A 6090-nucleotide genomic window follows, 5' to 3' on the forward strand; every position below is an offset into this window, starting at 1 on the left:
AACACCCGGCGGCTCAACGCGCGGTACACGGGCATCCGCGGCGAGACGAACACCGCCGACGGGCCGACGAGACGCCGGGCCTGGTGCGACGGCATCGCCGACCGCGCCCCGAACGCCCGCGCCTCGTACGAACACCCCGCCACCACGCCGCGGCCGCCCTGCCCGCCCACGAGCACCGGCCGACCCCGCAGGGTCGGCCGGGTGAGCTGCTCGCAGGAGGCGAAGAACGCGTCCATGTCGACGTGCAGGACCCAGCGGTCCTGTCCGTCGGTCACCGCCGCCTCCGTCGGCTCACGATCGCGTCCGTCAGGGGTCGGGTCCGGGCCGATCAGACCCGCGCCAGCGTCATCCGGACGCCCTCGGCGAGCTCCACCGCGTCCCCCTCGGCCGCGTCCAGGCCGTCCACCACCGCGAAGTCGGTCGCCAGCACCTCGGCGGCGATGAGCTGCGCGTGCCGATCGGCCCACTCCCGGCGATCGGCCGGCACCGCCATCCGCACACGGATGCGGTCGGAGATGTCGAACCCGGCCGCGCGGCGCGCCTCCTGGATCTCGCGGATGCGGTCCTTGGCCCAGCCCTCCGCCTCGAGCTCCTCGGTCACCGTCAGGTCCAGCACCACCAGGCCGGCGCCGCCGGGCAGCGCGGCAGTCGACTCGGGATCGGAGGCGACGAGGCGGTGCTCGTACTCGCCCTCCTGCAGCTCGATGCCGCCGGCGGTGACCACCCCGTCGACCTCGGTCCAGTCGCCGGTCTTGGCGGCCTTGATGCAGGTCTGGACCTGCTTGCCGAGCCGCGGGCCGGCGGCTCGGGCGTTGACCGCCAGCTCCATCCGGCCGTGCGCGGCCACATCGCTGGTCAGGTGGACCTCACGGACGTTGACCTCGTCGGCGATGATGCCGGTGAACGGCTCCAGCCGCTGCGCGTCCGGCATCGCCACGGTGAGCGAGTTGAGCGGCAGACGCACCCGCAGGTGCTTGGCCTTGCGGATCGAGGACACGGTCGAGCACACGTCGCGCACGGCCTCCATCGCCTCGACCAGCGCGGCGTCGCGCGGCAGCTCGTCCTCTGCCGGCCAGTCCACGAGGTGCACCGACTCCTCGCCGGTGAGCCCGGTCCATACGACCTCGCTCATCAGCGGCAGCAGCGGCGCGGCGAGCCGCATGGTCGTCTCGAGCACCGTGTACAGCGTGTCGAACGCGTCTCGCGAGTCCTGCCCGCTGTCCTCGCCCGCCCAGAACCGGGACCGCGACCGACGCACGTACCAGTTGGTCAACGCGTCGGCGAACAGGCGCAGCTCGTCGCACGCGGCGGCGATGTCCGTGGCGTCCAGGGCCTCGGTCATGGCGTCGCGGGTCGAGGCCAGCCGGGACAGGATGTAGCGGTCCAGCACGTGCTGGGAGTCCGTCCGCCACGTCGCCCGGCGGGAGGCGTACAGCTGGAAGAAGCTGTACGAGTTCCACAGCGGGAGCATGGCCTGGCGGACGCCCTCGCGGATCCCCTGCTCGGTCACCACGAGGTTGCCGCCGCGCAGGATCGGCGAGCTCATGAGGAACCACCGCATGGCGTCCGAGCCGTCGCGGGCGAACACCTCGTTGACGTCCGGGTAGTTGCCCTTGGACTTGCTCATCTTGAGCCCGTCGTTGCCCAGGACGATGCCGTGGGCGGCGACGTGCGTGAACGCCGGGCGGTCGAACAGGGCGGTGGCCAGCACGTGCAGCGTGTAGAACCAGCCGCGGGTCTGCCCGTTGTACTCGACGATGAAGTCGCCCGGGTTGTGGGTCTCGAACCACTCCTTGTTCTCGAAGGGGTAGTGGACCTGCGCGAACGGCATCGACCCGGACTCGAACCAGCAGTCGAAGACGTCGGCGACGCGCCGCATGGTCGACTTGCCCGTCGGGTCGTCCGGGTTGGGTCGGGTCAGTTCGTCGATGTACGGCCGGTGCAGGTCCGTGGGCCGGACGCCGAAGTCCCGCTCGAGCTCGTCCAGCGAGCCGTAGACGTCCACGCGCGGGTAGGCCGGGTCGTCGGACTCCCACACCGGGATGGGCGCGCCCCAGTAGCGGTTGCGGTTGATGTTCCAGTCACGCGCGCCCTCGAGCCACTTGCCGAACTGGCCGTCGCGCACGTGCTCGGGCATCCACGTGATGTGCTCGCGGTTGAGCTCCACCATGCGGTCCCGGAACGCGGAGACCTTGACGAACCACGCGGGCAGCGCCATGTAGATGAGCGGCTGGCCCGAGCGCCACGAGTGCGGGTAGGAGTGCTCGATGGTCTCGTGTCGCAGCAGCCGGCCCGCCGACCGCAGGTCGCGGGAGATGGGGGCGTTGGCGTCGAAGACGAGCTGGCCGGCGTACGGCGGTACCTCCGAGGTGAACTTGCCGTCGGGCCCCACCGGGATGACGAGCTCGATGCCCGCGGCGTCACAGGCCTCCTTGTCCTCCTCACCGAAGGCCGGGGCCAGGTGGACGATGCCGGTACCGGACTCGGTGGAGACGTAGTCGGCCGAGAGCACGACGTGGGAGTTGGGGTGTCCGGCGAAGAAGTCGAACGGCGGGGTGTAGCGCAGGCCCACCAGCTCGGAGCCCTTGACGGTGGTCTCGACCTGGGCGTCGTCACCGAACTCGGCCGCGTAGACGCCGCGGCGCGCCTCGGCCAGCACGAACACGCGGCCGGCGAAGGGCCCCGAGTTGACCCGCACGACCGAGTAGTCGATCTCGGGGTGCACGGCGGCGGCGAGGTTGGACGGCAGGGTCCACGGCGTGGTGGTCCACACGAGGGCCTCGGCCCCGTGGAACGGGCTGTCCTGCGGCGCCTCGAGCGGCAGTCCCACGGTGACGGCCGGGTCCTGGCGCATCTTGTAGGCGTCGTCGAGCCGGGTCTCCTGGTTGGACAACGGTGTCTGCTCGTACCAGGAGTACGGCAGGACGCGGAAGCCCTTGTAGACGAGACCCTTGTCGTAGAGCTGCTTGAAGGCCCACAGGACGGACTCGGTGAAGTCGATGTCGAGGGTCTTGTAGTCGTTGTCGAAATCCACCCAGCGGGCCTGGCGGTGGACGTACTGTTCCCACTCGTCGGTGTACTGCAGCACCGACTTCTCGCACGCGGCGTTGAACTCGGCCAGACCCATCTCGAGGATCTGGGACTTCTCGGTGATCCCGAGCTGCTTCTCGGCCTCGAGTTCGGCCGGCAGTCCGTGGCAGTCCCAGCCGAAGCGGCGTTCCACCTTGTAGCCGCGCATGGTGCGGTAGCGCGGGACGACGTCCTTGACGTAGCCGGTGAGCAGGTGGCCGTAGTGGGGCAGGCCGTTGGCGAAGGGCGGGCCGTCGTAGAAGACGTACTCCTCCGCGTCCGCCCGGTTACGGATGGACTCGCGGAAGGTGTCGCGCTCGTCCCAGCGGGCGAGAACCGTCTCCTCGAGGGCCGGGAACGAGGGGGTCTGTGATGTGGTGCCGCCGGTGAGGTCGACGATCGGGTACGCGCTGCCGGTGGCACCGCCCTCGGCGTCGCCGGACGCCGGGTCGGCGGATTCGCGGTTCACGGGCTCGGTGCTCATGGGGGCGGACTCCTCGCATACGGGGCCCGCACGAGTTCGCATCCGTGGGGCCGGTCAGGCCTGCGCTCGGGGACGATCCGGCGGCGCCCAGCGCGCTACCGTCCGCGGTACCACCCCGTTTGGCGACGACGTGCGACGCCCACTCGTGGGTCGGGCTGTGACGGGCTCCCCCGTTCGGTTCTACTGAGCGGGTCCCGAAGCGGGGCCGCGCCGTTCTTCCGAGCGCTCCCCGGTGATGGCCGGATCATCGCGCGTCCGGCTCGGGGCCGGACGGTGTCCGATATTACCCGTCGGCCCGGACGTCCGCCTCTTCCGAGGTCCCGCGGCCACGCGTGTCACGCTCACCGCGCCCCTGGATGAGGTCGATCACCAGCAGCAACAGCCCCACCGCTCCCACGACGATGCACGCCCAGGCCCACCCGATCTGACCGGTCGCGACCGCGGCGACGAGAAAGCCGAAGCCGAGGATCGTCAGTCCGAGCGCGGCGACGAGCATCCGTGCCTCCTGGGGGCGGTGCGTGGTGACAGGGGATGCGCGCGACGCACTGTGGCGCGCACCTCGTGCCGTCGAATATACGTCGGTCCCCGCACCCTGGGCAGGGGCGGGGACCGTTCGCGCCGCGCGGATCGGGCGCGTCACGCGCGAGGGGTCAGTCGGCGCGGTGGCCGCCGTCCTTCTTGGTCGTCTGATCGGCGGCGCCACCGGCACCACCGGCGTCGGCGGGGGCCGCCGGGGCGGCGGAGCCCGTCTTGCCGAGTTCGGCGAGCTGGTTCTCGAGGTAGCTGGTGAGGCGGCTGCGGTAGTCCTTCTCGAACGTGCGCAGCTGGTCGATCCGGCTCTCCAGCACACCGCGCTGCTGGTTGATGGTCGCCATGATCTCGGTGTGCTTGCGCTCGGCGTCGGCCTGCAGGGCGTCGGCCTTGGCCTGCGCCTCCTTGACCTGCTGCTCGGAGCGGGCCTGGGCGTCCTTGACGATGCCGTCGGACTTGCTCTTGGCCTCGGCGAGGAGCTTGTCCGCCTCGCGGCGGGCGTCGCCGACCATCTTCTCGGACTGCGCCTTGGCGTCGTTGACCAGCTTCTCGGACTGGGTCCGGGCATCGCCGACCAGGCGGTCCGACTCGCTGCGGGCCTTGGCCATGAGCCCGTCGGACTCCTTCTTGGCCTCGCCGGTCAGACGGTCGGCCATCTCCTGGGCCATGGCCAGGACGCGGGCGGCGCGCAGGTGCGTCTCGTTGTTGGCGGCACCGTCGTCCTCGCGCTTGCCCAGCGACGGGGTCGCGGCGGCGGGAGCAGGGGTGGTGGGCGCGGGCGCCGGGGCGGGAGTCGGCGCGGGGGTGGGCGTCGGGGCCTGCGCGGCTGGGGCGGCGGCACCCGATCCGCCACCGGAGGACTTGCCGGCCTCGTCAGCGGCCTTGCGCGCCTTCTCGAGGTCGCGGGTCAACTCCTCGACCCGCTGCCGGAGATCTTCGTTGTCCGAGACGAGTTCCGCGAGCTCCGTCTCGACCAGGTCCAGGAACTGGTCGACTTCGTCCTCGTTGTAGCCACGCTTGCCGATCGGTGGCTTGGAGAACGCGACGTTGTGCACATCGGCTGGTGTCAACGGCATGGGATACCCCTCGTGGTCGTCTCGGGTGCCGGTCCGGCGTTCTCGCACCGGACCCACGACTTCATTACTACCTTAACGGTGGCCAATCTAGTCACAACCGGCCCGCGCGTCACCAGCGGCCGTGGTCCGGGACGGTGAGCCGGGGCCGCCCTGCCGGCCGCCGCGCGGCCCGGACGGTCTAGATGAAGGCCAGGATGACGACCCGCAGCACCATGAGGATGATGAAGAGGACCAGGACCGACAGGTCCAGGGAGACCTGACCCAGGCGGACCGGCTTGATGACCTTCCGCAGCGCCTTGACCGGCGGGTCCGTGATGGTGAACAGCCATTCCAGCACCACCGCGAGGACACCCTTCGGGGTCCAGCTGCGGGAGAACGAGGCGATCATCTCCACCACGATCCGGCCCAGCAGCAGGAACCAGAAGACCTCGATCACGTAATAGAGGACCAGCAGAATCAACGTCACGCTTCAACCCTACTGTCCCGGGCCGTCGCGGCGCCCGAGGGCACCCTATGCCCGCCGACGGGCCGGCCGGTCAGCGGCGGAAGGCGCCGTTGACGGCGTCGCGGACCTCGGCCTCGGTGAGGTCCATGCCGGCGGGCTGCAGGAGGAAGGTGCGCTCGCGGTCGGCGACCTTCTCCATGCGGCCGTCGAGGCCGAAGACGAGGCCGGCGGCGAAGTCGACCATGCGTCGGGCGTCGCCGGACGCCATCGTGGACAGGTCCAGGACGACCGCGCGTCCGGCGCGGAAGTGCTCGCCGAGGCTCTTGCCGTCACCGAAGCCGCGGGGCCGCTCGACGACGGTCTCGGGCACGGTGACGAGCCCGTCCTCGACGAAGTCCTCCTCCGGCGCGAGGGCGACGGCACCGCGGGTGGCGGGCACACCGCGGAGGTTGGCGCGCGCGCCGGCCTCGGCCGCGTGGTAGCGG

5 protein-coding genes and 1 pseudogene are annotated in these 6090 nt (G+C 70.9%); all 6 read right to left on the minus strand.

All coding sequences use genetic code 11. The features are described 5' to 3' along the window. A pseudogene (locus G6030_RS13410) lies at positions 1 to 236 on the minus strand (DNA polymerase IV); the annotation flags it as partial. A 92-nt stretch (positions 237 to 328) separates the two neighbouring features. Continuing rightward, positions 329 to 3553: an isoleucine--tRNA ligase gene (ileS, locus tag G6030_RS13415; RefSeq protein ID WP_187701824.1), complete on the minus strand. Its 3225-nt coding sequence runs from the start codon at positions 3551 to 3553 to the stop codon at positions 329 to 331. Positions 3554 to 3836: 283 nt separating this feature from the next. Next, positions 3837 to 4049, minus strand: a complete 213-nt coding sequence (locus tag G6030_RS13420; protein ID WP_106385865.1) for a hypothetical protein — start codon at positions 4047 to 4049, stop codon at positions 3837 to 3839. A gap of 154 nt (positions 4050 to 4203) precedes the next feature. Then, positions 4204 to 5160, minus strand: a complete 957-nt coding sequence (locus G6030_RS13425; protein WP_182643464.1) for a DivIVA domain-containing protein — start codon at positions 5158 to 5160, stop codon at positions 4204 to 4206. Positions 5161 to 5338: 178 nt separating this feature from the next. Beyond that, on the minus strand, positions 5339 to 5626 hold the full coding sequence (locus G6030_RS13430; RefSeq protein WP_007631036.1) for a YggT family protein: 288 nt from the start codon (positions 5624 to 5626) through the stop codon (positions 5339 to 5341). A gap of 70 nt (positions 5627 to 5696) precedes the next feature. Further along, positions 5697 to 6090 (minus strand): cell division protein SepF (locus G6030_RS13435; RefSeq protein ID WP_182643465.1); only part of this gene is annotated, 394 nt, incomplete at its 5' end.

It is taken from the genome of Dietzia sp. E1 (assembly GCF_014145015.1).
Classification (GTDB): Bacteria; Actinomycetota; Actinomycetes; order Mycobacteriales; family Mycobacteriaceae; genus Dietzia; species Dietzia cinnamea_A.

What these genes read in the sequence shown, in the direction of transcription:
- G6030_RS13425 (WP_182643464.1), bottom strand. Translation starts at nt 5,160, where the DNA reads ATGCCGTTGACACCAGCCGATGTGCACAACGTCGCGTTCTCCAAGCCA.
- G6030_RS13420 (WP_106385865.1), bottom strand. Translation starts at nt 4,049, where the DNA reads ATGCTCGTCGCCGCGCTCGGACTGACGATCCTCGGCTTCGGCTTTCTC.
- ileS (WP_187701824.1), bottom strand. Translation starts at nt 3,553, where the DNA reads ATGAGCACCGAGCCCGTGAACCGCGAATCCGCCGACCCGGCGTCCGGC.